Annotated in this window: 13 protein-coding genes; 1 reads left to right on the top strand and 12 read right to left on the bottom strand. The window is 39.1% G+C overall.

Annotated elements, in window-relative coordinates; translation table 11 throughout:
• Positions 1–191: 191 nt before the first annotated feature.
• From J1N10_RS15690 to J1N10_RS15660, 7 genes are all read right to left on the bottom strand, one after another.
• Entirely contained in the window at positions 192–4,910 is a 4,719-nt protein-coding gene (locus J1N10_RS15690) for a type 2 periplasmic-binding domain-containing protein (RefSeq protein ID WP_262327679.1), read from the bottom strand.
• A gap of 215 nt (positions 4,911–5,125) precedes the next feature.
• Positions 5,126–5,665: a hypothetical protein gene (locus J1N10_RS15685; protein ID WP_262327678.1), complete on the bottom strand. Its 540-nt coding sequence runs from the start codon at positions 5,663–5,665 to the stop codon at positions 5,126–5,128.
• A gap of 231 nt (positions 5,666–5,896) precedes the next feature.
• Positions 5,897–6,913: a DUF4097 family beta strand repeat-containing protein gene (locus J1N10_RS15680; RefSeq protein WP_262327677.1), complete on the bottom strand. Its 1,017-nt coding sequence runs from the start codon at positions 6,911–6,913 to the stop codon at positions 5,897–5,899.
• Between the two features lie 249 nt (positions 6,914–7,162).
• A complete protein-coding gene (gcvP, locus tag J1N10_RS15675) occupies positions 7,163–10,033 on the bottom strand; it encodes an aminomethyl-transferring glycine dehydrogenase (RefSeq protein WP_262327676.1) in 2,871 nt (956 codons plus the stop codon).
• Between the two features lie 154 nt (positions 10,034–10,187).
• Entirely contained in the window at positions 10,188–10,826 is a 639-nt protein-coding gene (locus J1N10_RS15670) for an MBL fold metallo-hydrolase (RefSeq protein ID WP_262327675.1), read from the bottom strand.
• A 56-nt stretch (positions 10,827–10,882) separates the two neighbouring features.
• A complete protein-coding gene (locus tag J1N10_RS15665; protein WP_262327674.1) occupies positions 10,883–11,236 on the bottom strand; it encodes a four helix bundle protein in 354 nt (117 codons plus the stop codon).
• Between the two features lie 133 nt (positions 11,237–11,369).
• Entirely contained in the window at positions 11,370–12,023 is a 654-nt protein-coding gene (locus J1N10_RS15660) for a protein-L-isoaspartate(D-aspartate) O-methyltransferase (protein WP_262327673.1), read from the bottom strand.
• Between the two features lie 200 nt (positions 12,024–12,223).
• Here J1N10_RS15660 and J1N10_RS15655 point away from each other — a divergent pair, with 200 nt between their 5' ends.
• Positions 12,224–12,934 (top strand): sugar transferase, encoded by a 711-nt coding sequence (locus tag J1N10_RS15655; protein WP_262327672.1) that lies wholly within the window; start codon positions 12,224–12,226, stop codon positions 12,932–12,934.
• 127 nt (positions 12,935–13,061) lie between these two features.
• On the opposite strand, the gene J1N10_RS15650 is transcribed toward J1N10_RS15655, so the two are convergent.
• The 5 genes from J1N10_RS15650 to J1N10_RS15630 all read right to left on the bottom strand — a co-directional run bounded on the left by J1N10_RS15650 (position 13,062) and on the right by J1N10_RS15630 (position 23,194).
• Positions 13,062–15,866 (bottom strand): alpha-amylase family glycosyl hydrolase, encoded by a 2,805-nt coding sequence (locus J1N10_RS15650; RefSeq protein WP_262327671.1) that lies wholly within the window; start codon positions 15,864–15,866, stop codon positions 13,062–13,064.
• A 66-nt stretch (positions 15,867–15,932) separates the two neighbouring features.
• The gene (locus J1N10_RS15645; protein WP_262327670.1) at positions 15,933–17,513 is read right to left on the bottom strand and encodes a SusF/SusE family outer membrane protein; all 1,581 of its coding nucleotides are present in this window, start codon (positions 17,511–17,513) and stop codon (positions 15,933–15,935) included.
• Between the two features lie 63 nt (positions 17,514–17,576).
• Positions 17,577–18,605 carry a SusE domain-containing protein gene (locus tag J1N10_RS15640; RefSeq protein ID WP_262327669.1) on the bottom strand — a complete coding sequence of 343 codons (1,029 nt, stop codon included), beginning with the start codon at positions 18,603–18,605 and terminating at the stop codon, positions 17,577–17,579.
• Between the two features lie 14 nt (positions 18,606–18,619).
• Positions 18,620–20,236, bottom strand: coding sequence for a RagB/SusD family nutrient uptake outer membrane protein (locus J1N10_RS15635; protein WP_262327668.1), 1,617 nt, complete (start codon positions 20,234–20,236; stop codon positions 18,620–18,622).
• Between the two features lie 21 nt (positions 20,237–20,257).
• The gene (locus J1N10_RS15630) at positions 20,258–23,194 is read right to left on the bottom strand and encodes a SusC/RagA family TonB-linked outer membrane protein (protein ID WP_262327667.1); all 2,937 of its coding nucleotides are present in this window, start codon (positions 23,192–23,194) and stop codon (positions 20,258–20,260) included.
• Positions 23,195–23,569: the final 375 nt, after the last annotated feature.

Raw genomic sequence — 23,569 nt, 5'->3', positions numbered from 1 at the left:
TTTTCTCTCATTATTCTTAAGCAAGATTTACCCCCTCTCCCTTCGGGTATCTCCATCTCGACATCCCCTTCGACTCCGCTCAGGGAACAGCTCGATGACCACCCAATGGGAAAATTTTCAAATAATGCTCAATCAATCTTCCCCGTGAGTAAGTGCCGTCGGGCTGTGAGGGACAGTTTGGTGCGTTCACCCTATCCGGCAAAGGCCAGACAATACTCCTGCCAGTCATCTTCATCAATCATTTCAATAAATTTAGGGTCTGCATCGGCACCTTTTAGTTCGCGACGCACGGTGACCTTCACAGTCTTACTAAAGAATAAGACTTCTACCTTAACTTTAACAGTAGCCACCCCTTCGAGTTTTTGCACTTTGCCATCGGAAAAAACTGCAATAAAGGCGAGGTAAAACTCCATGGACAAAGAGATAATACCCAGGATAGACAGATGACCGTTGATTCGTAAATAACCAACAATGGTTGACGAACCTATTTCTTCAACAATATCCCCATCTGGTGTTGGCAGCACCTTCTCAATCAATTCAAATTTGTAATAGATGCCACCCATAACGGAAACGCCACCTGATGCCACTCCCACATTCAAAGACATGGCTGCTCCAAACTCAAAGGCTGCCTCAATCGATTTCAGTCCTTTCAAGGTGGTGATCATCATAAAATAACCACCTCCACCAAAGCATGAAATCGTGAGCATAAACGGATTTTCACGCTTACAGAAGTTAAAACCAAGCTCAAGCGGAGCACCCGTAAATGGCAACGTCACATGAGCACCAAGGCTGATGTTGCTAATCATGCAGATACCCACCTCAACATTTGGAATACCAATGGTAAAGCCGGCTGTAACTTGTGTGGCCTGTAATTTGATGTAAGGCCCGTCATCAGAAAAACCAGTGCTTGGAATAATATTCTGCAGGTTATTAACAAAGCTTAAGGCACCCTTGAACTCAATGGGCTTTTCGGCATTAATATCCACTTTCACATTCGTCTTTTGTGCATTACCCGTTTTAAATTCCATGTAGTTGAAATTAACCGCCAGCAATGGCACTAAATCAATACCAAACTTCTCGAAGCGGGCCGAACCACTAAAAGAGGCTTCCTTGGAACCGTCAAATGGTTTTTCCAAAGCCGTAGTAATGGTCAATGCTTTATTGGGGGCATCCACATTCACATGCAAAACATCCTCAATCACTTTAATCGGGTTGGACTTAAATTCGGGCTGCCATTTATACTCGGCATAAAAAGCCTCAGCTGTCACGAAGGTTTTAAAGTTTGGTATCTTTGGTATGTTGCCGTTAAGCAAATCCAGCAACTCGTTCGTCTTATCTTTAATGGCTTGTTTCAGGTTGTTGATCTGATCACTTAAATCCTGCTGCAACTCCTTCGCCTGATTTTCAAGATAAAGGATTTCTGTTTTGATGCTTTCAATTTCCTGCTTCGCCTGGCTGGTTGCGTTCTTAACACCATCGAAGGCACCCGACAAATTCATATCGCCCAACAACAGGTCAAAGATTTTAATAACCCCGAAAATTTTAGCGACCGGAAACTCTTCCAATGCTTTAAAGAAATCATCGGGATTAAACTGCAAAGCTTTACTGTCAGCTATTTCTCCACCAACAGGTCCTTGCAGCTTGCTCAGTGCCGAAATGCCCATATTGGGCGACATAAAGCCACCAGCCTTATCGGAGCCATTGGAGAAATCAACCACTGCATCCTTAACCGAAGCAAACACGGCTCCCTCATTTTGATCATCTTCGAGCTGAATGGTGGCAACCCTACGCACGCCTGTCATTTCGTTAAGTTGCTTGATAAACACCTCAGCCTTTTGCACCACAGGATGAAACTTAATATCGGCTTCACCGGTAACCGGATAAACCTCGGCACCAAACTGTATCGTTTGCGTTTCAAATGAGGTATCGCCATCGAGCATACTTTCGGCATAGGCAATATCCTGCTCGTTCAATTCCATTTTATTATACAACTCATTGGGATTGTACTTCCCGATGATTTGCTGAACCAGGTTCGTTTTTCGTGCCACCCGATTCTCCAGAAATACTAATGGCATTCGAAGCGCATGCTCCTGCCCTTCTTTATCGGTTAGCACCAAATCAAACAGGAAGCCCTTTTTATTCACATTGATATAGAAATTATAGGCGGTATTGCCGGTGCTACCAAACTTTTTGTTTTGCTCTGATAACACCATCAACTTCATTTGATTATTACCCGATGGCACATCTATAATTGGTTCCTCCAAAGGGTTATCAATATTAGGCGTTTGCGTGGTATTAATTTGCACCGCCTGAAAAGCAAAAGGAATAAATTGATTATTAGGATTATTTCGTTCGTACAACACCTCTTTTTCGAGCACGACAATGTACATGCGCTGACGGTTAACAGCAGCCTTGGTTCCTTTATGGAACTTACGCTCGGTCACTTTAACTAAAGCAGCCCGATGCCCGAACGGAAACAGGTAACCTTCGCGAACCACCTTGACATAATGGTCGCGACCAAGCGTGGCCAGGTGTTCCCATTCAATAATATTCAATTCGGTATCGGCAGGTGATGGCACATCAAAAAAAGCATGCCAATCCAGGTAAGCTCCCAGCGATGTTAACATCAGATTTTTAACCGGAACAGCCTTGGGATAATAATGCGGAATTGAATAGTTAGATGTGGTATGTACCAATACATGCCGGTCGTTTCCATCCAGCGACGCCATAAAAGGCTGACCAAGTGGGGGCAATATTTTATAATCAGCATTGGCTTCATCGGCCCATAAGGCTCTGATGGTTTTAAAAGCCGATAACTGCCGACTTGTCTGACTATTCTTCAATTTTACTCCTAGAATAGTGTGCCACAATTCAGCTATCGAACCTTTATTGGTAGTCAGATTATCGGCTGCCAGGTTAAAATTACCCGGGGCTTTACCAATAAGCTGTTTTTGCTCCTGGTGCTCGCGTAACTTCAACTGTCGCTCATGAACAAAATCATTCACCTGGTTAGGTGAGATGTACATTAAAGTGGGGGCTTCAATAGAAGTATCAGTCAGCGGAATAGGTTCCACATTCAGATTGATGTTTTTAACCGCATAAATATTAAAGCCGGGCTTCACTGTCTGTACCTTATCTGACGGTAACAGCTGCCCCAGTTGACCATCGGCATATAAATTTTGTTTATCAGCTTTAATACGCGAATGCGCATACAGCTTAATGGCGTAGTCTTTTGATTCTCCTTGTAAATATTGCTGCTTATTAGCAGGTGTTGCAACAGCCGAATTTCTCGATACCCCTTTTTGTGGTGATTTGGCTTTTGGTAATTTAATCCAGGCGCGTGGGTTAACCCGTAATTTTAAATAGCTCCAGTTGAGCAGGTGTTCAATGGTCAATGGAATACCTTTGCTTTTGGCTGGCAACTCATACACCAATCGACTCTTTCGGGCGCGTAGATGTCTGGCTGGCAAGGTGACACTATCAGAACTTGGTACACCGGGAATATTGTTGGATTCAAAGTAGGCTTCTTCTAAAGTGTGTTGCGATGTAAATGAGATGATGAGTAATCCTTTCTTATTGGCATTACTTAACTCCGCAAAAGATATCGCTCCCTGACGAACCAGTGAGAAGTTGTGTAACTCAAACTCCAGAATCAACATATCCTCAGGGCGAAGTACCCTAAAGCGTAAGGCTTTCTTTGGTTTGAAAATGACTTTATCCTGTGCGATGGTTAGCTGATTGGTATTAGACTTCCGTTTAACCGGCTCCTGAGGAGATATATTCAGCTGACTTAATTCATTAACTATTGAGGATAAGCCAACCGCTCCGTCAACCAATGGCTTAAAGCCTTCCCACTGGGGCTGAAAGCGCTCTTCAACAACTCCGGTCAGACGACCATGATATTCATAATCGACCTGTTTATCGGTCTGATTAAAATGAAATGAACCCAGTTCGGTTGGCATCCAACAGTCATGCAGGCTAGCCGTTAAATACACTTCAGGCTCTTGGTTATTATGGTACTCGGTAAATAAAAAGGACTTATTAAAAGCATTGCCCTTTGATAGTTGATGACTGATTCGACCATTACTATCACTGGTCCATATAGCAACGTCTTCATTTAGTTGAAAATTCAAATCTGGCAAAGCATCCTCCTTATTAGCCAAAGGGTGTGAAGGCAGATGAATATTAACAAACCGATACCAATCATCAAATTTCTCTAAACACAAATACGTTACCTTATTTGACCTTGGTTTAATAAATGACGCATTTCCAGCGTTGGGTGATAATTGAATAGCACTGCCCACATACCGGCCACTGATATTTTGAAAGACAAGCGATTTATCAGCCTGAATATCCAATTTCCAATCAACATTCAGTTGACAAACAGAGCACGCACTAACCTTAACTGACAACAACGCTGAGTCTACAATTGTGAATGGCTGAATTTTCCCTTTTACAGTTTTCCCGTCCAACCAGGATAAGAAACCCATTTCTTGCGAAATACTTAATTGGGGGATAGAAATCAGGCAGCGCCACTCTCCATGCTTCAACTGAATGCTTGCTGTCAAATCAAATGAAAAATCGGTGTGGTGATACCGAAGACCATTTGCTTTGATATGATAAGCGTCTTTCTCCCTGTTCAGTTCCAGGTGATAACCATCTTCAAAAATCCGGCTGGAAAGCTCCCAGGCAATACGTCCCTTTTGGTACACATATAATTGCTGTTGCCGTTTAACAATTCGAAATGGCTTCTTCGACAAGGCAAAAGCCGCTTCTACAAGAGGGCTCCAGGCCAGAGCTCCAATACTTAATGTACGTAAAAATGAACGACGAGCCGGTGATGCCATACCTTTCTCTTTCTTCAACAGCAAGAGTTGGCTCTTTTTAACATCTAAATATCTCAATCCCATAATCAACCATTTTGACAGACAGGATTAAAGCAGGCTGATTAGACAAGTTACGGAGTATTTTATTGAATGGGAAGAGGTGAAATAAATAAAAGAGTTTGAAGTGTGAAATAAAAGTTTGTCAATCTTTTTATATCCTTCGGTGTTTAAGTTACGAGTTTCGGAGAAAAGTAATCGATTACCCCTGACAAAGAATGTTGAATAAATTCCTTTAGCATCTAGACCATTACACTGATCAATTGTTCATAACATTCTATTTTTCTCTGTTCATCAGGGATCTTATTCTTCAATGGCGATTGGTTGATTTGCATACCTACCAGATAATTTGCACAAACACTACCTTCAAATTCAGGCTGCTTCATTATAAAATAGTAAGATTGGTAAGACAGAGCATGTTTAAATCGTAGCGCACAATTGACATAAGACGGATGCCCTTTTTTACCCACATTACGATATAAAGTATCAAATCGACGCCAATCATCGGGATGCATACTTGAAAAGACAAAACGACGAATGGCCGCCCGCTTCAGCAGGCGCTTATTAATGCCATTCATGGCCATAAAATTCTTATCGGCATACACTATCTGCTCTAACCGGGTATCCAGTAAAAAGACCCCAAAAGGCACAGTATCCGGAATCTGCTGAAGTAAGTAATTGGTTTTTCGAAAAGCAGATACAATCTCCACATAAACTTCATCTGTGGCATCAAACCAGCTACAGGTGTGCTCTGCGCCAGCTTGTTCACAATCACATGTCATAGTTAATACGTTTCATTAGTCCCCTGGAATGCCACTTAGGCTCACCAGTAAATTACGTTCAAGCTAAAACATTTTAAATTAAATGTCAATTATTAATATGTCTAATTGAAAGTGATACAAAAGTTTTTCTTGTGCTAAGCAGATATTTTAAGTTTTCAAGAAGTTGAACGATTAGGAAGAAATAAAAAGCCCCGCAAAATGCGAGGCTCTATATATCCGATATTTTGAATGCTATTGCTTATTGAAATTCATAGCTCCTGTGGTGCTGATGGCTGTGACCACAATTGGCCCATCACCCAACTTCAATTTCTTCTTCTTCGATTTACCATAAGCAACAATGTAGGCATGCTCCGATTGACAGGCAAAAGTAAATTGCTCTTTCGGATTCATAAATTTAATTTTAATCTTACCTTCTGTGGTATTAAAGCTTGATGACTCATTTAGCTTCACACGGCTACCAATAATCGAACCTTTAGTTGCTACCAGGTTAAATACACCTTCGACATTAAACAGGTTTAAGGTACCTGAAACAGATAAGGAACCAATAGTCCCTTTGGCATCAGACAACTTCAAAGCTGCTGATTTTGTTTTCAAATAGATATCGCCATTTACTTCTTTAACAGTTTGTGTACCATCGGTCGATTCTGTTTTCAATGAACCATTAATGTGTTCTACAATCATTTCCCCACTGCTCGAATACAGTGATACAGCTCCATCAACGTGGCGAATAACATGGTCTCCTCCTTTACTTTTGGTATTCAGCTGTCCTTTTATGTTTTCTGCCTTAATAGATGCCGAACGTGAGCGAAGCGTTACATTAGCGTTAATATCTGTTGCCTGTATCTTTCCTGATTTTGACTGGGCAACAACATCAGCGCCAGATAATCCTTTTAGCGTAATGTAACCAGATGTTGTTTCGATATCTAGTTTCACACCGGCAGGCAATGTAACATTGACAAAACCCGTATGTGAAGTCCATCCACTCTCTGGCTTTTTTACTTCAATCTTTAAGGCTCCAGCTTCCTCCATACAATTAACCGCATAACCCTCCAGTTCTTTAGCAGCTCTTAGCTCGGCATCAATATTCAGTTTATCGCCCGCATTAACCGTTACTTTACTGAATTCGCCAATGATTTTAACACTGGTAATGTTTTCAAACGACTGATTAGCATTGGCTACAACAGGCATATCCTGTGCCATTAAAGAGATTGGCAGTAGTAGTAAGAGTAATAAATAAGTTTTTCTCATCATCCTTTATTTAGATTATAACGGCTAATAATACGCTATGGGACAGTAAAAGTTTCTATAATACCGATTGCTCAATGAAATGAGCCTTATTTCAACAAAGTTTTCCTAAGGCTCTTCATTGATACTTCGGCATTTACCAATGTAATCAGCAAAATGGCCTGAGGCTCATTTTGTGATACATTTGGTATAAAATGAAAAAGCCTGATAGCAAAATTCGCTATCAGGCTTAAATATATCGAACTATAAAATTTAGTCTTCCATATAGCTTTCGATTGGCTCGCAAGCACAAACCAGGTTACGATCACCGTAGGCATCGTCAACACGAGCAACATCAATCCAGAACTTATTCTCACGAATATATGGTAATGGATAAGCAGCCTTCTCGCGTCCATATGAGTGATTCCACTCATCAGCCACCACTTTATAAGAAGGGTGCGGTGCATTTTTCAACACATTATCTTCTTTATCAGCTGTTCCATTCTCTACCTCTTTTATTTCAGCATAAATAGATTTCATGGCTGAAATAAATCGGTCCAATTCCTGAAGTGATTCACTTTCTGTTGGCTCTACCATCAAGGTACCATAAACAGGGAATGATAAAGTTGGAGCATGGAAACCATAATCCATCAAACGCTTGGCAATATCAGTTTCAGTAATGCCAGAATCTGCTTTAAAATGACGGCATTCAAGTATCATTTCGTGTGCCACACGACCATTTTTACCTGTATACAGAATACCATAGTCATCTTTCAGGTGCGAAGCCATGTAGTTGGCATTCAAAATTGCCATTTTGGTTGATTGTGTTAAACCTTCGCCACCTAACATTTTGATGTAACCATAAGTGATTGGTAATACACTGGCACTTCCCCATGGAGCAGCAGAAACAGCTGTGATACCTTTACGACCGTTATCAATTACAGAATGCTTAGGCAAGAACTCAACCAAGTGCTTAGCCACACCAATTGGGCCAACACCCGGACCACCACCTCCGTGAGGAATGGCGAATGTTTTATGTAAGTTCAGGTGACAAACATCGGCACCAATATGGCCAGGGCTGGTTAAGCCAACCTGAGCGTTCATATTCGCTCCATCCATATAAACCTGTCCACCATTATCGTGAATAATCTGACAAACTTCAATGATTGACTCCTCAAATACACCGTGAGTAGATGGATAAGTCACCATTAAGTTTGACAAGTTATCTTTGTGTTCTTCAGCTTTAGCGCGTAAATCGTCCACATCAATGTTACCATTATCGTCGCATTTTACCACTACTACTTTCATACCAGCCATAACAGCTGATGCCGGGTTGGTTCCGTGAGCAGAAGCCGGAATAATTGAGATATTACGGTGTGCTTCACCACGACTTTCGTGATACGCCTGAATAACCATTAAACCAGCGTATTCACCAGCGGCACCTGAATTAGGCTGCAAGCTTACATCGGCAAAACCAGTGATTTCAGATAAGTCACCACGCAACTCATCCATCATCATGTGGTAACCCAAGGCCTGGTTAGTTGGGATAAATGGGTGAAGCCCGTTAAATTCAATCCAGCTTAATGGGAACATTTCAGTCGACGCATTCAACTTCATGGTACAAGAACCCAATGAAATCATCGAATGTGTTAAAGAGATATCACGACGCTCTAATTTCTTAATGTAACGCACCATCTCAGCCTCTGAACGGTACTTTGTAAAGATATCATGTGTTAAGAAAGAGCTCGTACGTGCTAACTCTGACTTAATATTTAGTTCTTCAGTAAAATCGCCAATTACAGGCACCTCTTTACCAGCTGCCTTAGCAAATACTTCTACAATCCAGTTTAAGTCAAACAGGTTGGTTGTTTCATCAATACTGATACCGATATCACCGTTTTCGAAGTAGCGGAAGTTCATCTCCAAATCAAGACTGAATCGCTCGATGTCTTCTACTTTCACACCTTCTGGCAACGCAAAACGAATGGTATCGAAATAATCCTCGTTTAACTGCTTATAGCCTAATTTTTCTACCTCCTGAGCAATCTGATAGGCGATGGAATGAATACGCTCTGCAATGCGCTTAATTCCATCTTCTCCGTGGTAAACAGCGTAAAAGCCAGCCATCGTTGCCAATAAAGCCTGCGCTGTACAAATGTTGGAAGTAGCACGCTCACGTTTAATGTGCTGCTCACGTGTTTGAAGTGCCATACGAAGAGCTCGTTTGCCATTCACATCTTTGGTAATACCAATGATACGACCCGGCAACTGACGCTTTAACGCTTCTTTACAAGCAAAGAAAGCCGCATGAGGGCCACCATAACCCATTGGAATACCGAAACGCTGAGTGGTACCAAATACGATATCAGCACCCCATTCTCCCGGAGGTGTTAACAGTGCTAATGCCATAATATCGGCAGCCACAGCAATGCGACAGTCATTTTCGTGTAACTTTTCAGTCAAAGCTTTGTAGCTTTCTACAGTACCATTTGAATTAGGATACTGAACCATTACACCAAATACGTTGTCGTTGCATTCAAATGAATGAACATCACCGAACTGTAATTCAATACCAAGTGGCTTGGCACGAGTAATCAATACCTCTTTTGTCTGAGGCCACATATTCTCGTCGGCAAACATGACATTAACACCTGCTTTAGCCTGCTTACGACTACGAGCATTAAACATCATAATCATAGCTTCGGCAGCCGCTGTTGCTTCATCTAACAACGATGCATTGGCCAATTCCATGCCTGTCATTTCAGTTACTACCGTCTGGAAGTTTAATAAAGCTTCTAAACGACCTTGCGAAATCTCGGCTTGGTATGGTGTATAAGATGTATACCACACCGGGTTTTCCAACACATTACGTGTGATAACAGCAGGTGTAATCACATCGTAATAACCCATTCCAATATAAGTATTGTACACCTTATTTTGCTGAGCAATATCGTGTATCTTTCTAAAATACTGACGCTCGGTTAATCCTTTTCCAATATTTAATGGCTTATCCAGGCGAATAGATGAAGGCACTGTCTGGTCAATCAAATCTTCAAGACTTGATGCACCAACTTTCTTTAGCATAGTGTCTATCTCATGGTCCCTTGGACCAATATGGCGAGAGACAAACTTATCGGTTCCCATATGCTTATTAGTTTATGTTATCTATAATTTTTTTGAGTTCTTTTATGACTTCAAATTGATTAATAAAATCTGAAAAAGAAAATGATATTTGCTTGGTTATTAGAAAATAATTATCAAACAAAAAACTCTTTCCCAAATGAGAAAGAGTTTTATACTAAGTTAAAAAAGGATTATTTGTTCGCTCGTGTCCAATAGTCGATTCAGGACCATGCCCCGGATAAACTTTTACATCATCATCTAATACCAGTAGTTTTGCCTTAATAGCAGAGACTAAAGTATCGAAATCACCACCTGGTAAATCGGCACGACCAATACTTTCTTTAAAGAGCACATCGCCAACAATGGCAATTTTGTCAGCCTCACTGTAAAACACGATTCCACCTGGTGAATGACCTGGCACATGTAAAACTTCTAGTTCTGAGTTTCCAAACTTCACTTTATCACCTTCATTTAAATAGTTGCCGATAGCAGGCGGATTAGAATCGAGCTGCATACCAAAATTGGCAGCATACTCAACAGTTTGCTCACCCCAGAACTCATCATCTTTATGTGCTTCGAGTTTAAGGTTGTATTTATCAGCAACAAACTGACTTCCAAAAACATGATCGAGGTGCATGTGGGTCTGAAGTAATCGAACAGGCTTGTAGTCATTATCTGCTATAAACTTAGCCACATATTCCCGCTCTTCGGGCGATAAACAACCCGGGTCGATGATGACACACTCCTTGCTTTCATCAGACAAAATATACGTATTCTCTTGCCAGGGATTGATTGGTATAATGTCGATATTCATTGGATGTTTGATTTATAATGGATGAATTATGATGTTTAATTGTTGATATAATAACATTACTTCTTTTGCATTAATGTTTTTCGGCTGGTTATAAAAATCGATGCTAACTCATGTGCTTCTCTTTGTAACTCCTCCACTTTATTATCTACTAATAATTTTGTTTCTGATATCACTTCCAACCAAAACTCTGATTCATCAGCTTCCTCTATAACTATACTTAATTTAGCGATATATGCCGCCTTTAATTGTGCCAAACACGCTGCCCTGTAATTTGCAGCAACAGATGAAGCACTTCTAATTAATTGACCATTCACATGTTTTCCCAGATATACTGCTGGTAATTCTTCACACATTTTAATTACATCAAGAGCAAATTTCTTTGTTCGATCCTTTAATTCTTGTTTGTTCATGTTTGGATTTATGAGTTATAATGGATGAATAATGATATTCGATTTAAATATACACCATAAACAGTTCCATCACAACCATATACCATACACTTCACTTCCTAAATCCCCACATCATAAATTATGATTCAATAAATCATAAATCTTTAACAATTCCGTTAAGCATCGGCACAAAAGCACATTCCTCGATTTGCTCCTGTTCAAATTCATCTTCATCAAGACGGGTAATACGGGTCAATACTTGCTTTTTATCACCCAATGGTATCACCATGATGCCACCCACTTTTAGTTGTGTTAACAGCATGCGTGGAATAACCGGCGCACCAGCTGTAACAATGATTTTATCAAATGGAGCCTGTGCCTCAAGGCCTGCATAACCATCGCCCAGGAAAAAACGTCCCTGATAACCTAATTCTCTCAACAAACGTGTAGAACGTTGGTAAAGTTCAGACTGACGCTCGATGGAAAATAGTTTTACCCCCATTTCTATTAATACAGCAGCCTGATAACCTGAGCCTGTGCCTACTTCCAAGACTTTGTCTCCTGGTTCTACTTCTAAGAGCTGCGATTGAAGAGCAACGGTATAAGGTTGTGAAATAGTTTGCCCGGCTCCAATCGGAAATGCCTTATCCTGATAAGCAAACTTGATAAAACTACTCTCCAAGAACAAATGACGGGGTACATTGCCAATTGCCTGCAAAACAAGCCTATCAACAATTTTCTTTTGCATCAATTCCTGAACAAGCCTATTTCGTAGTCCTTTATGTCTAAATGAGTCTCTTTGCAGCATAGCGCAAAAATAACTTTAATTTCCAATTTAAGGCTTCCCCAATCGGGTCTTCAGGCACAAACACTAAAAAGTTATAATTTTTTTTTCACAATCTCACAGCTCATTATGAAACAATTAGCAATCATACTAAGTTAAATATTGTCAAGTGACAGTAATAATTTAAAAGTATCTGCGTTTATTTTCACAGATGAATTTGGGATATGTTGAAAGATAGGGAATCAATTATGCAATTAGCACCTGGATATGCGTATGCATATGAGCATCAATTAGAACAAGCCATTCACAAAAAGAATGGTTCTTGTGTGGTGCAAATTCCTGTTTGGTCAAAAACTAAATCGTTTATTAAAAGAAGCAGCGATATCCTTCTTTCAGTGGCAGGAGCTGCTATGATTACGCCGTTTATACCTTTTATACTCTGGAAAATCAAGAGCGAATCAGAAGGACCAGTTTTATATAGCCAAGAACGAGTAGGCAAAGATGGTAAAGCATTTCAAATCCTGAAATTCAGAACCATGTACATAGATGCAGAAAAAAACGGCCCGGCCCTTTCATCCTCAAATGATGTGCGAGTAACACCTTTTGGACGTTTTCTAAGAAGGTATCGCATTGATGAATTTCCACAATTTATTAATGTGCTAAAAGGTGATATGTCCGTTATTGGGCCTCGTCCTGAACGCCAGTTTTACATTGAGCAAATAATGAAAAATGAACCGGCATTTGTGGAATTGCTAAAAGTAAAACCTGGCATTACTTCTTTAGGACAAGTGTTATACGGTTACGCCGAAAATAAAACGGAAATGCTTCAACGCCTTAAACTTGAATTATTCTACATGCGTAAATACTCCTTACGCCTGGACTTCAGAATATTTATCTATACAATCAGGACTTTGGTAAAGGCAGAAGGGAAGTGAAAAATTAGAGATGAGAGAAGATCAATGAGAGGTGAAAAGCGTGTTTATACATTCTTTAGATTAACACTAACCTTTCATTTCAAAAAAAGACCTTAAGGTTTTTGAAACCTTAAGGTCAGAATACATATTATCGTTTTATCAACTTCTTAACAATTACCTGGTTATCTACCTCTATTCGCAGGATATAATGTCCTGATGGTAAATCACTCCAGTTGAGAGTTGATTGTTGTTCGTAGAGTTGTCCGCTTTTCACCTTCATTCCGGTAATATTATACAACTCATATCGTCCGCTTGAACCTTCAAATGCAATAGCCACCTCTGAAGTAAAAGGATTGGGTGAAACCTCAAACTTTGCTTTTTCCATGGCATCATCTACCGAAGTATTCGTATCAAAGCCACTTAGTTTCTTTTGACTATACATCACATATTCGCCAGGCTGCAGCATGATTTCCATATTTGCATCAGTCACTTGCATACTGTCTTTGGCAAAAATATTATACCATTTACCTGTTGTACTGAACTTAGGTTGTATAGCAGCCTTTGTGACGCCAAAATTACCAATAATACGCACATCAGTACCACTCATATTGAGTTCAATCCGCTTCATAGCACCGCCAACATCCAGTGTAAAGTCATTTGTCGAGAAAACACCTTCATTGGTTTTCATTTCATTCAGCAATTGGTAAACAGAATATAGATGCATGCGATCTTCATCATCTTTATACTGCCACATAGCCGGCTTTTGAGCTAAACGACAATCATCACTCACTGTTCCATCGGTACAGCGGTTAATGCTTAAATCGAATCCTAACTCACCAAATTGCCATATCATTTTTGGCCCTGGAATAGGAATAAAAAATACGGCAGCAGCCTCACATCTCTTCAAAGCTGTTTTAAGTTCAGTCACATCATAATCACCATCAGAATTGCCATATTGCAGGTTCTTATACATTAATCGTTCCTCATCATGGCTCTCCATGTAGTTGACAACATGTGCATCGTTCCAACCTCGCTGCTTGTAGGATGTCCATGATAAATCAGATTTATTTTCCTCGGTGTAACCCATAGTGGCTTCATTATAGTTATGATTGGCATTACCCCACAATAGTATCCCATGATTGGCCAACTCTGTTTCTTCGTCATTATCCGACAGGTGCTCAAACATCACAATCGCATCACTTTTTCGTTTCCAAATTTCATCAGCCATGCGTTTTAATATTTCAATGCGTGAAGCATCATAAGCACTCGCCCAATCCCCAGCCGGATACGAAGTATTGGTAAAACCTTTCGTAAAATCAAAGCGGAAGCCATCTATATTATATTCACTCATCCAATAGGAACAAATACTATCAACCAAGGCTTGTGTTTCTATGCTTTCATGATTAAAATCGTAGCCCCATTGTGCTGCTGGCTCAGCCATATTATGATCCGTATTATACCAGGGATTATCTAATGGCTTACCATCTTCGCCCAGATACATGCGCGCAAAAGGTGATTGACCATACGAATGGTTCAGCACCATGTCCATGATAACTGCTATGCCTTCTTTATGACATTCGTCGATAAAAGTTTTATAATCTTCAATAAGTCCATAAGCCTTATCTGTCGCAAAATAGAAGGATGGGTTATAACCCCAGCTATCGTTTCCTTCAAACTCGTTAAAAGGCATGAGTTCGATGGCATTTACGCCTAATCGTTTCAGATAGGATAAAGTATCGGTTATTGTTTTAACATCCTGATTATCGGTAAAATCACGAATCAGCATTTCGTATACTACCAGTTTCTCCGGATCGGGTACCACAAATTCATTAATTTCCCAGTCAAATGACTGATCGGCAGTTGTGAAAACACTGACGATTTCATCCTGACCTTCCGGATAGGCTTTTAAATTTGGATAAATGCGCTCGGGAATGTATTGGTCGTTCCATGGATCAAGTATTTTGTTGGCATAAGGATCGGCTACTTTAATATCCCCGTCAATCCAAAATTGGTAGGCGTATTCTTCAGTATTGTCCAGGTTGGTAAGGGTTAACCAGAAATAATCACCATCCTTTTTCATCATGGCTGCATTGGATGGTGCCCAACTGTTAAAATCACCCACCAGGTAAACATACTCCTTTGCAGGTGCGAATAATACAACTGTGGCTGTTGTAGCATCAATCACATTAACACCACGTCGAAGGTTCTCAGGCATAGGCTCCGTGACAACATCTCCTTTAACAAAGATTTTACGGCTTACTTCTTCTGTTTCACTTCCCGAAGTCGCCACTGCTTTGATAGCATATTCATCAAGTGTTACATTGGCAATTTGATAAGTGATTGAAGCATTAGTGGTGGATTCCACCATCTCATTATTGACAAAAAGCTCCAGCTTGTCATGCATCAACGCATTGGCTTTAACTTCGACATTATCTCCACTGCTAAAAATGCTGTTATTAAGCGGTGATTCAATGGAAATGCTTAACACTTCATCTGATACATCCACAAAAATATCTTTACCACCATCGTCTTTTCCTTCTTTTGAATTATCAGCGCTACGAAATACAAACGCCATTTGTTGAATAACCTCACCATCTGCCACTCCATAATACTGACGTATATCTGGTGTAATTTCAAGTGTATAAACATCAGTTGACGTACGTGTTAGTTTGTATTTTGCATCATTATCGCCCCAGGTAGGCGCATATTGCCAATCACTCGATCCTGAACTTTTATCGGTAATAACCCCGGTATGGGCATATACATCGCCAGTGAAACCAGCCAAACCTCCCGTGCCACGTTCGGCATAAAAAGTAATGGTCACACTATTGGTTTCAACAGGAATGGCTGGATCAGAAGTAACAACTTGTGAAAACCCTAGCACCGAGTATAAAAATATCCATTGAAGCGTCAGAAGTTTTTTAAATATTGGCATGTTGTATCTGTTTCCCATAGGTTTATTTTTAAAAAAAGCCGCCACAAAGGGCGGCTTAGTTTCTTCGTTCTTTTAAAAAGATATTTATTCAATAGTAGCTAAACCAGTCTTAAAGTTCATTACTATATCATCTCCAGATATTAATGGGAATGCTGCAGGATCGCCTCCTCCTTCACGATAAACAATTTCATTAGTTGCAGGATCAATATTTACCTCGGCTTGCCACCAGTCGCAATTTAGAGTACTTGCAGCAACATGCATTCTTAAATCACCATTATCAGGTACACCATTAAACCTAATAACCTCATTAGTATTATCAATAGTGAATAAATAATTAGGATCATTTGCAGCCCAAGCTCCACCAAATGCATTTCCAATTCCATAAAGCTTAACATCTGTTACCTCAACGGTGTTTTTAGAAAGATCTACAACAACCATGTAATAACCAGCCGTTCCAGGAACAGGTACATTATCGCCACCTTTTTCATAAACTCCATCAACTGCATCTCCTGTTTTACCAAACTCTCCGCCATCCCATGCTCTGTCAGAATTCATTTTAAATCCACCAGTTTCATTCATCCAGACAATTCTCCAGAACAACTCAGGATGTGAATGAACAGCTTGCATCTTAATTTCAATATTCCAGCTCCAATCACTTACTCCATCTCCTACCATATACAATGCCGTTGGGTATGTCGAGAATGTTAGGTCTTCACCATAAGCTACTCCCTCACTGTTAATAGCATAAGCTCTAGCGTGATATGTAGTACTAATTTCTAAACCATCTAAATCAACTGAGAATTCACTTTCAGAACCATCATAAACAACCTTGGTATCTTCAATAGTAGGATTCTCTTCTGTACCATAAACAACACCTCTTTCTGTAACTGCTGCTCCACCATCATACGTAATTTCACCTTCTACTGTTGCTGAAGTTGCCTGGGCCTGCGCAGAAACTGTATTAACTGTAGCTACACCAATAGGAGTTGAGAATGTAATTTCTTTACTAAATGAAGTACCAACTGAATTGGTTGAATAAGCCTTAACATAGTAAGTTGTATTAGCCTTTAATCCGGTTAGTTCAGCATTGTATTCACCCATACCTTCTCCACTTACCAAAACTTCATTATCAAGTGTTGGATTTGACTCTGTGCTATAGCAAACACCCTTAGCAGTTACATCAGCCTTTCCATCATAAGGAACATCACAAGGAATAGTGGCAGTCACGTCGGTAATTACAGATGGTGCATCTGCAATTGTTACAGTACTTAAATGTGCTAATGTTTTGAATTCTTTTACCTCACCATATAGCGGAGAACCATTAGCATCCAATGCGTAGGCTCTGTAATTATATGCAGTAAAGTGTTCTAAACCACTAACAGTTACCCAATATACTGAACCATCAATATCATCAGCTACTTTATTTGCATCATCAATAGTTGGTTCAGTTCCGATACTCCAACAAACACCCTGCTCTGTAATACCGCTACCTTGAGCAACGACGAAACCACTCAGCTCAACAGAAGTAGAGGTAATTTCTTCTGCGTTCCATGACTCCAACTGAGTCGCCAATGTTTTCATATCATCTTTTTCACAAGAAATTAATGCAAAAAAGACAATACTCATGGCAAACGCCCATATCTTAATTAATATATTATTTTTCATACTATTTGTTTTAAAGTACATTGTCTGGTAATTAGACAATGTACTGTACATTAACTATTTTGATTAGTTCTTTGTAATAGTAAATGTTGCAATTTCATCTGCATCACTAATGATATCAAGAACAATGGTATAGTTTCCTGCTTCACTTACAGGGACATTAGAACCATCATGTTCTAAATTTTCATCCAAAGCTTCGGTTTGTCCCAAATTCCATGCCCAACCATCATTTTTACGGAATTTAAATTCACCTACCACTAAATCAACAGTGATAGACCAAGTGTCTGATTTCAAATCGTACTCCATTTTTTGATCTGGTGTATCCCAACCATTAGGTGTCGCAGAACCTACTAATCCAATTTGATACTCATTAATTTCATATGTATCATTATTAAGATTTACGATTAGTTCATGATAACCAGTTCCCGGAGGAGTAATGCCAGTGCCATTCTCAACTAATGTACCTCCACTACCTCCATAAACTTTGCCAGTTTCAGGATCACTCAATGTAAAAGGTAAAGCAGGGTCTAATTTCACATAGCTTCTATATATTCCATCTGATAATGGCGATGTAATTTTTTGATCAACACCAGAACCAATTAAATCTAATCTTAGAAATCCGAACACAGTTACGTCTTCGTTTACAATCTGAGAAGTATATTCAAAAGGATTACTACCAGTACCTGGTGCTCCAGTGCCTGCATCGACTGTCAGTATTGAACGAACACGAAAATCAACCGAAGTCGTTTTATCTTCATCAAGAATAGTCAATAAGGCCTGATTTAATTCACTAACCGTCATGGTTACTTCATTAATCTGTGAACCTGAATAAATTAAAGCTAAATCCTGAAAATCATTCCCAGCTTCACAAGCTTCAAGGTAATAAGTAGCAGAGGCTACAAATCCAGGATCAACAGGGTTTCCTGCAAACGTTAGACTATTACCGCTATTATCGCGTGTCAAATTTAAATCTGGCATGCTAACTAATTCAGGAGCGGTTGGTGAATCAAGCATCACTACTTTGTCACCTTCTTTTTCACATCCTACTACAAAGGCAAATAAGCCTATAAGGAAATATATGATTGCTCTATTCATTGTTCTATATTTTATCAATTATAACCTTCGTTTTGATCAATATTAGGATTCGCGGCCGTTTCATCAGCAGGAATTGGGAAAATATCACGATAACTTTCTACGGTTGTTCCATCGTAAGAATTTCCTTTCCACTGCCACTTATAAGTTCCATTTGTAAATTGACCAAATCTAACTAAATCGGTTCTTCGCTGAGCCTCATAATAAAACTCACGTGCACGCTCATTTAAAATAAACTCATCAGTCACTTCAATCGCAGTAATATTACCAGATTCGTCACCATAAGCTCTCTCTCTCACCTCATTGATGTCAGCCATCGCCAAATCATTATTACCCAAATTGTGATATGCTTCTGCTCTCATAAGATAAGTGTCTGCTAATCGGAAAATAGGGAAATCTGTTGATGCAAAAGCAGGGTGATAATTCTCAGCTTCTGTACCGTCATGATTGCGAGCTGTAAATTTATAAACTCCGATACCATAATCTCCACTTGCACTTGGTGTAGGGATATTGGTTGCTCGTTTTTGCTTTAAGTATACACGACCATCTGCAGCTCTTGAAAACTCAGGATCATCATTTGGCACAGGTACATTACCATAAGTTGCTAAAGTATCTACCAAAATATTCATGAAATCTTTTCTCGAGCGGTTACCATTCCAGTTGGTATTTTCTGTTAAACCATGATAGTCTTCTGCTCTAATATAAACAGCATCACTACTTGACTCAATTAAGAAAGTAGTACCTACATAACCTTGAGAATTTATTCCATCAACTGCCCATGCAAAAATCATCTCAGGGTTACGAGGAAAATCGTTATCAGCGCTAAAATTCTGACGGTAATCATCCGCTAAGTCATATACGCCACTTTCGAAAACTTTATCACAATAGATACGACAACTATCCCATTTTGCAGTTCCTGTATATACCTCTGAGTTTAAATAAGTACGAGCTAAAAGCATCCATGCAGCAGCTTTGTCAGCCTGAGGATAAACTGTACCCGGAGCACTTAAATCACCTTCAATATCTTTCAACTCAGTAACGATGTAGTTGAATAAGTCAGCTCTTTTAATTTGTTGAGGATAGAATTTACCAACACCATCAGCTTCTGTTGTAAATGGAGGGTTCGCGAATAAATCCATCAACCAATAATATGCCATCGCTCTTAAGAAACGAGCTTCTGCAATATATTGGTCTTTTTTCTCAATATCAGTCTTACTAGCCTGGTTGATGAAATCATTGGCATAAGTAATACTCAAACTTAAACGCTGATATAAGGCTGTTAAGAATGGATTTGAAGGACTCCAGGTTTGTGTATTCAAATCAGCAATACCTACATCACCCCAGGCACAAATAGCTTCGTCTGTGGTTATTTCTTGCAGGTTCCACAGGGCTCGCATGGTTGTAAAAAAGTTTTCATCAGGCGCTGCAATATCTGCACCTCCATTAGCTCCTTGCCCTGACAAGTTAAAACTTGCGTAAATCTTAGCTAGAGCTTGATCCATATATGCAGGGTCGTCACCAAGGTTACCCGACATAATAAAGTTTGGATCCTTTGGCTCAATATCTAAATCGTTTGTACATGCTGTAACAAACAATAGCGCCAAAAATATGCTTGATAATATATATTTTTTCATATCGTTCTTAATTAAAAACTATTAGAAGTTCATGTTTAATCCTAAAGTAAATGTTCTAGGTCTTGGGTAGAAATTATTATCAATTCCACCATTAACCTCAGGATCAAGACCAGAGTATTCTGTTATGGTTAACAAGTTCTGCACGGTAAAGCTTAATCGCATATCAAGCTTATCTTCTAAGGCTTTGAAATTATAACCAGCACTAATATTATCAACCTTAAAGAATGATGCATTTTCTACAAAATAGTCACTTGTAAACTGACGCTTTACAAATTGCGTATCATTTAAATATTTAGGCATGTTCTTCCAATAACCAATCTGCTGCATTTGATCATATGAAGCACCAGCCGCAACTTGATTATAAACATAGTTACCAATGTTAGCACGTGTAGATGCTGATAAATCAAACTGCTTGTAATTAAATCTGAATGAGAAACCTAATAAATAATCAGGCGCAGGATTGTTATATAGATATTTATCTTCATTATCACCATTAACAACACCTCCGTTGCCAGATAAATCTACATACATACCTTCAATTGGCATTCCATTTGAGCCATAAACCTGTTTGTTAACAAAGAATGAATAAGCAGGATCGCCTACACGTGTAACCTGTTTCTGACCTGTAAATGCATCTCCGTAAAGAATACCAATATAATCAGGATCATCCGTCAATAATAACTTGGTAATTTCATTCTGATTATATGTCAGGTTAGCTCCAATATTCAAAGACATATCTGGAGTTGAAATAGCTACCCAATCTAACGAAACTTCAAAACCTTTATTTTCAAGGCTACCAACGTTTGTTAATAACTGGTTTGAGAAGTTACTTCCACTAGGAATTGTAACTGTGTTCAACAAGTCATCGGTCACACGCTTATATACATCAAAACTACCGCGAATACGATTGTTCAGGAAACCAAAATCTAAACCTATATTTTGTGTCGTTGTTTCCTCCCATTTAATATCAGGATCATATGCATTTGGACGCAGTGTTGGAATCCACTGGCCATTAACTATATAATATGAACCTTCAGAAGCTTCAACATAAATAGCCTGAGCAGGGTAATCGCTGCCAATATCTTGCTGACCTGTTACACCCCAGCCTAAACGAAGTTTTAAATCGGATAAGAAGTCAACATCACTTAAGAAAGACTCTTCATTAATCTTCCAAGCAAAGGCTGCTGATGGGAACAATCCCCATGGATCATTTGTAAAACGAGAAGAACCATCGTAACGAACAGTACCTGTTAATAAGTAACGATTCTTAAATGTATAGTTAGCACGTCCAAAGAATGAAACTAAATAGTTTTCAGTGAAGCTTTCAGTCTCAATTGGCAATACATCATCAGCAATTCCTTCTGTATAACTATCCGACTCAGTTTCGAAATGTTGCCAAGAGTATCCTGCAGTTGCATCAACAGTATGGTCATCATTAATATCTTTCTTATAATTTACATAAAAATCAAGAAGGTTATTCTTAATAGTACTGTTGTAGGAATTTAAACGTCCTGTAAAAGGAGTCGTTAATGTAGATGGTGATGTAACAGGTCGGTTGTTATTACCTTCACCTTTTGAATAATCGGTTGCCAGGTTTAAGTTAGCTGTTAATTCTGGCATAAAGGGTAAATTATAACTAAACTGTACATTACCTACAAAACGAGTTACATCTGATGTGTTATCAACGGCCATAGCTTGCTCAACTGGGTTTGGAGTACCAAGGTTGGCTCCGTAAGTTGGCCACTGGAAATAACCATCGGTTCCTTCATTACCATCTTTTATAGCTTGAGTAGGATCCATATTGATTGCAGAACCTATTGCACCTTCATCACCAAAATTATGTTTGGTCCCCATGAATTTAGCATTCATATTTACTTTCAGCGTGTTGTCAAAGAAGGTTGGATTAACATTCATCGCCCCTGTGAAACGTTTCATATCCGTATTCTCAAGAATACCATTTTGCTCTGTATACCCAACAGATACGCGATAAGGTAAATTTTTATAAGATCCAGAAGCACTAATATTATGATCTGTAGAAATCGCTGTTCTGAAAATTTCTTTTTGCCAATCTGTATTAGCAGTACCTAATAAGTTATATAACTCTTGATCGTAGATATCTCTCTTCTCCCATGCAATCTGTCTGAATTCATCACCAGAATACACATCTACATAATCAATTGGAGTTGCCACAGAAACATTTCCACTGTATGAGAAACGAAGAGCCTGACCTTTCTTACCTTGTTTCGTTGTAACGAGGATAACACCGTTCGATGCTCGAGAACCATAAATGGCAGTAGCAGATGCATCTTTAAGCACTGTAAAAGTCTCAATATCGTTTGGATTAATAAAAGAAAGAATATTCGAGCTACCACTTACGTTATTGTTCGAGATAGGTACTCCATCAATTATAATAAGAGGATCATTTGATGCATTTAAGGAAGAACCTCCACGGATACGAATTGTTGAACCACTACCTGGAGCACCTCCGCTAGAAGTAATCACAACACCTGAACTCTTACCTACAAGTAAATCCTGTGGAGAAGTAATGGCTCCTTTATTAAAGTCCTTCGAAGAAATAGCAACAACCGAACCAGTTGCATCTTCCTTTTTAACGGTACCGTAACCAATAACTACTACTTCATCCATGCCTATCACATCTTCTTCCAAAGTGATATTAATAGTTGTATTGGATGCTACAACTTCTTGAGGTTTATAACCAATAAATGAGAAAACCAATGTTTGCCCATTGTCAACGTTTAAGGTGTATTGTCCATCAGGTGTTGTAATCGTACCTTGTGTGGTACCTTTAACTGCAACTGTTACGCCTGGTAATGGCATTCCGTCAGCAGCATCAGTTACTGTACCTGACACTGTCATTTGCTGCGCATACAATGCTGAAAAGCTAAAGAGGGCAACAACAATAAACAGTAACTTAAAAAGATTTGACTGTCTTTTCATAAAAACTAGATTTTCATGTGATTTAATTCATTTTCAATCGCCACATCAAACTCACATGTTTGGTTTCATGTGTTGATAAAACATTATAAATTTTTCATGTTAAATTCCCGACACGTCGAGCTGGTAACTTTACAAAAATATACTGTTAAAGTATACTTGTTGTACCTTAATTAAACATCCATTATCCGTTTTAAAGGATTTTAATTGTGGATTAATTGAGAAGTGATACTGTTAATACCTTTAAAACAATGTTTAATTGACCACTAAGAACTTCACAAACATAGAGAATTCTAACTGAATTGTAAACACATTTTAACACAACAATACATTCGTTTGCAGAAAAAATACTGCAAACGTTTGCGGTGTCGTTTGCGG

It is taken from the genome of Carboxylicivirga litoralis (assembly GCF_025499605.1).
GTDB lineage: Bacteria > Bacteroidota > Bacteroidia > Bacteroidales > Marinilabiliaceae > Carboxylicivirga > Carboxylicivirga litoralis.
The sequence above is the reverse complement of the archived record's forward strand: the minus strand, read 5'-3'. Positions and strand labels throughout refer to the sequence as shown.

Excerpts from the sequence above, each read along its gene's own strand:
- gcvP (WP_262327676.1), bottom strand. The coding sequence starts at position 10,033 with ATGGGAACCGATAAGTTTGTCTCTCGCCATATTGGTCCAAGGGACCAT.
- J1N10_RS15635 (WP_262327668.1), bottom strand. The coding sequence starts at position 20,236 with ATGAAAAAATATATATTATCAAGCATATTTTTGGCGCTATTGTTTGTT.
- J1N10_RS15660 (WP_262327673.1), bottom strand. The coding sequence starts at position 12,023 with ATGCTGCAAAGAGACTCATTTAGACATAAAGGACTACGAAATAGGCTT.
- J1N10_RS15670 (WP_262327675.1), bottom strand. The coding sequence starts at position 10,826 with ATGAATATCGACATTATACCAATCAATCCCTGGCAAGAGAATACGTAT.
- J1N10_RS15680 (WP_262327677.1), bottom strand. The coding sequence starts at position 6,913 with ATGAGAAAAACTTATTTATTACTCTTACTACTACTGCCAATCTCTTTA.
- J1N10_RS15665 (WP_262327674.1), bottom strand. The coding sequence starts at position 11,236 with ATGAACAAACAAGAATTAAAGGATCGAACAAAGAAATTTGCTCTTGAT.
- J1N10_RS15655 (WP_262327672.1), top strand. The coding sequence starts at position 12,224 with ATGTTGAAAGATAGGGAATCAATTATGCAATTAGCACCTGGATATGCG.
- J1N10_RS15645 (WP_262327670.1), bottom strand. The coding sequence starts at position 17,513 with ATGAAAAATAATATATTAATTAAGATATGGGCGTTTGCCATGAGTATT.
- J1N10_RS15685 (WP_262327678.1), bottom strand. The coding sequence starts at position 5,665 with ATGACATGTGATTGTGAACAAGCTGGCGCAGAGCACACCTGTAGCTGG.
- J1N10_RS15690 (WP_262327679.1), bottom strand. The coding sequence starts at position 4,910 with ATGGGATTGAGATATTTAGATGTTAAAAAGAGCCAACTCTTGCTGTTG.
- J1N10_RS15630 (WP_262327667.1), bottom strand. The coding sequence starts at position 23,194 with ATGAAAAGACAGTCAAATCTTTTTAAGTTACTGTTTATTGTTGTTGCC.
- J1N10_RS15640 (WP_262327669.1), bottom strand. The coding sequence starts at position 18,605 with ATGAATAGAGCAATCATATATTTCCTTATAGGCTTATTTGCCTTTGTA.
- J1N10_RS15650 (WP_262327671.1), bottom strand. The coding sequence starts at position 15,866 with ATGGGAAACAGATACAACATGCCAATATTTAAAAAACTTCTGACGCTT.